At 61.9% G+C, this 3,123-nt stretch carries 3 protein-coding genes; all 3 read left to right on the top strand.

What is annotated here, in order from left to right; genetic code table 11:
- Positions 1-1,144: TRAP transporter fused permease subunit (locus HMPREF0178_RS21070; RefSeq protein ID WP_009368699.1), on the top strand; the 1,144-nt coding region annotated here is incomplete at its 5' end.
- A gap of 112 nt (positions 1,145-1,256) precedes the next feature.
- Positions 1,257-2,108 (top strand): amidohydrolase family protein, encoded by an 852-nt coding sequence (locus HMPREF0178_RS14020; protein WP_009368698.1) that lies wholly within the window; start codon positions 1,257-1,259, stop codon positions 2,106-2,108.
- A 3-nt stretch (positions 2,109-2,111) separates the two neighbouring features.
- Complete coding sequence (locus HMPREF0178_RS14015) at positions 2,112-3,095, top strand: TAXI family TRAP transporter solute-binding subunit (RefSeq protein ID WP_009368697.1); 984 nt, start codon at positions 2,112-2,114, stop codon at positions 3,093-3,095.
- Positions 3,096-3,123 lie beyond the last annotated feature (28 nt).

Genomic DNA, 3,123 nt, shown 5'->3' with positions numbered 1-3,123 from the left:
CACCATCCCGCTCATGAAGAAGGTCGGCTACCGCGCCCCCTTCGCCGGCGCGGTGGAAGCCGTCGCCTCCACCGGCGGGCAGCTCATGCCCCCGGTCATGGGGACCGCCGCCTTCCTGATGGCGGATCTGTCCGGCGCGGGTTACCTCAACGTCGCCAAGGCCGCCCTGCTCCCGGCGATCCTCTATTATCTCGCCCTGCTCGTCATGATCCACTTTGAAGCGGTCAAGAACGACCTCGGCAAGCTCTCGCCCGACATGGTCCCCGAAACCAAGTCCGTGGTCAGCCGCCTCTACTACCTCGTGCCCATCGCCGTGCTGATCCTGCTGCTCGGCATGGGCCGGAGCGTGGTCTTCTGCGCTAACATCGCCACGCTGAGCATCGTCCTGCTCGCCATGCTCAAGGCCGAAACCCGCTTCACCTTCAAATCCTTCATCGACGCGCTTGCCGCCTCCTCGCGCGGGGCCCTGATGGTTTCGGCCTGCTGCGCCTGCTCCGGCCTCATCGTGGGCGTGCTTTCGCTTACCGGCATCGGCTACAAGTTCATCAACCTGATCACCATCCTCGCCGGAGACAGCCTGTTCCTGCTCATGGTCTACCTCATGCTGACCAGCTTCGTGCTCGGCATGGGCATCCCGACCACCCCCGCCTACATCGTGGTCGCCACCCTCGGCGCGCCCGCGCTCATCAAGGCCGGGGCCCCGCAGCTCGTCGCCCACATGTTCGTGTTCTACTATGCGATCCTGTCCTTCATCACCCCGCCCGTGTGCGTCGCGGCCTTCGCGGGGGCTGCCATCGCCGAAAGCAAGGCCATGGAGACGGGCTTTATCGCCCTCAAGCTCGGCATCGTGGCCTTCATCGTACCCTACATGTTCGTCTATCAGCCAGCGCTCCTCGGCATCGGCGAAACACCCGAAATCATCTGGGCCGCCATCACAGCCATCATCGGCGTCATCGGCATCGCGGGCGGTATGCAGGGCTGGCTTCTGTGCTCGACCTCCGCATGGGAACGCGTCTTCCTGCTCATCGGCGGGCTGACGCTCATTTATCCCGGCCTCTCCACCGACATCATCGGCTTCGGGCTCCTCTTCTCCGTGGGCATCGTCCAGATGCTCCGCCGCAGGAGAGCACCCGTCGCCGCATAACCCCGCTCCGGCAGGAGCCCTTCCTGCGGGCGGTCCACCCGGCATCCCGCCCGCGGGAAGGCTGTTTCGGTCCCACAATCATTTCACATAAACAGCTTCAAGGAGTTTTAAGATGATCATCGATTTCCGTATGCGGCCCCCGGCACGGGGTTTCCTGAACATCGGCGTCTACGACGACGTGGCCCGCACCGCAAAGCTCACCGAATGCTTTTCCATGAAACAGGCCCCGTCCGTCGCCCAGAAATCCCCCGAACTGATGCTTCAGGAAATGGACACCGCCGGGGTGACGATGGGCGTCATCCCGGGCCGCAACGGCCACTTCAAGGGATCCATCTCCAACGACGACATCATCAGCCTGCTGGGTGATTTTCCGGGCCGTTTCGTGGGCATGGCCGGGCTCAACGCCTCCAAAAGGGAAGAGTCGCTGGAAGAAATCCACCGCACCGTGCTGAACGGCCCCCTCAAGGGCATCTGCATGGAGCCCGGCGCTCTGGACAAGCCCATGTACGCCGACGACCCGCGCATCTATCCCATTTATGATCTGTGCGAACAGCACCGCATCCCGGTCATCCTGATGCTCGGAGGCCGGGCCGGGCCGGACATCACCTACAGCGATCCCAAGATCATCAACCGCATCGCCGCCGACTTCCCGAAGACCAACTTCATCATTTCGCACGGCGGCTGGCCGTGGGTGCAGCAGATCCTCGGCGTGTGCTTCTTCCAGAAAAACATCTATCTGTGCCCGGACATGTATCTCTTCAACTGCTCGGGCGCGGCGGATTACATCATGGCGGCGAACAACTTCATGCAGGATCGCTTCCTGTTCGGCACGGCCTACCCGCTGATGCCCATCGTGGACTGCGTGAGCCATTTCAAGGGGCTTTTCAAGCCTGAAGTCCTGCCCAAGCTCCTCTATAAGAACGCGGCGAAGCTTCTGAACATCGAACTGCCCGAGGAGGCATAAATCATGACCTGCAAGCATTTCTTCAAGGCCGTAGCCCTTGCCCTTTCCCTCGCCGTGGGTGCCGCTCCCGCCCTCGCCAAGAACTTTACCGAACTCAAGGCCGCGGCATCGCCCGCCGGCGGCGCGTGGTACGTCGGCATGGGCGCGATGGGCAAAGCCATTTCCACCATGTATCCCGAGCTTGACGTCTCCCTCTTCCCCGGCGGCGGGCTCGCCAACGTCATGCACGTCGAGAAGGGCGCGAGCGACTTCGGCATCGCCGCGCACAGCGTCATCTTCGCGGCGGCCAAGGGCATCGATCCCTACAAGAAACCCACGGAAAACGTCATGGGCCTTCTGAACCTGCACGACTCCACCCGGATGCACTTCATCGTGAACAAGGCTTCCGGCATTACGTCCCTCGCCCAGATCAAGGAAAAGAAGATGCCCATCCGCATCTCCATGTCCCATACCGCCGGGAATTCCTATCTGTTCGGCAAGTGGATCCTTGAGGAATACGGCATCAGCCAGCAGGACATCACCGCGTGGGGCGGCAAGATCTACACTCCTTCCACCAACGACACCGCCAGCATGATGAAGGACGGCCAGCTTGACGTGGCCCTGTGGATCGGACCCGGCGAAGCCTTCATCGTGCAGGACATGATGAACAGCGTGGATCTGGACATCCTGCCCGTGGACGAGAGCGTCATCAAGGCCGTGGGCGAAAAGTACGGCCTCCAGCGCGACGTGATCCCGGCGTCGTTCTACGGCGGCAAGTTCGGCAAGGACATCGTCACCGTATCCGCCAGCACCGAACTCATGATCAACAAGAACGTCTCCGAGGACATCGCCTACAAGATGGTCAAGGCCATGTGCGAAAAGCGCGACGACATCGTGATCGCCAGCCCGTTCTGGAAGTCCTTCATGCCCGAGAAGGCGGGTCAGGGGCTCGCTCTGCCGCTGCATCCCGGCGCGGCGAAATACTACAAGGAAAAGGGCTGGCTGTAGAAAAACTGAAAGACTGAGGGGCGAGGAG

The organism is Bilophila sp. 4_1_30, assembly GCF_000224655.1.
GTDB lineage: Bacteria > Desulfobacterota > Desulfovibrionia > Desulfovibrionales > Desulfovibrionaceae > Bilophila > Bilophila wadsworthia.
This window is presented reverse-complemented; position numbering and strand designations above follow the sequence as displayed.

Bases quoted from the DNA above. Each gene is read 5' to 3' on its own strand.
- HMPREF0178_RS14020 (WP_009368698.1), top strand. From the start codon at position 1,257: ATGATCATCGATTTCCGTATGCGGCCCCCGGCACGGGGTTTCCTGAAC.
- HMPREF0178_RS14015 (WP_009368697.1), top strand. From the start codon at position 2,112: ATGACCTGCAAGCATTTCTTCAAGGCCGTAGCCCTTGCCCTTTCCCTC.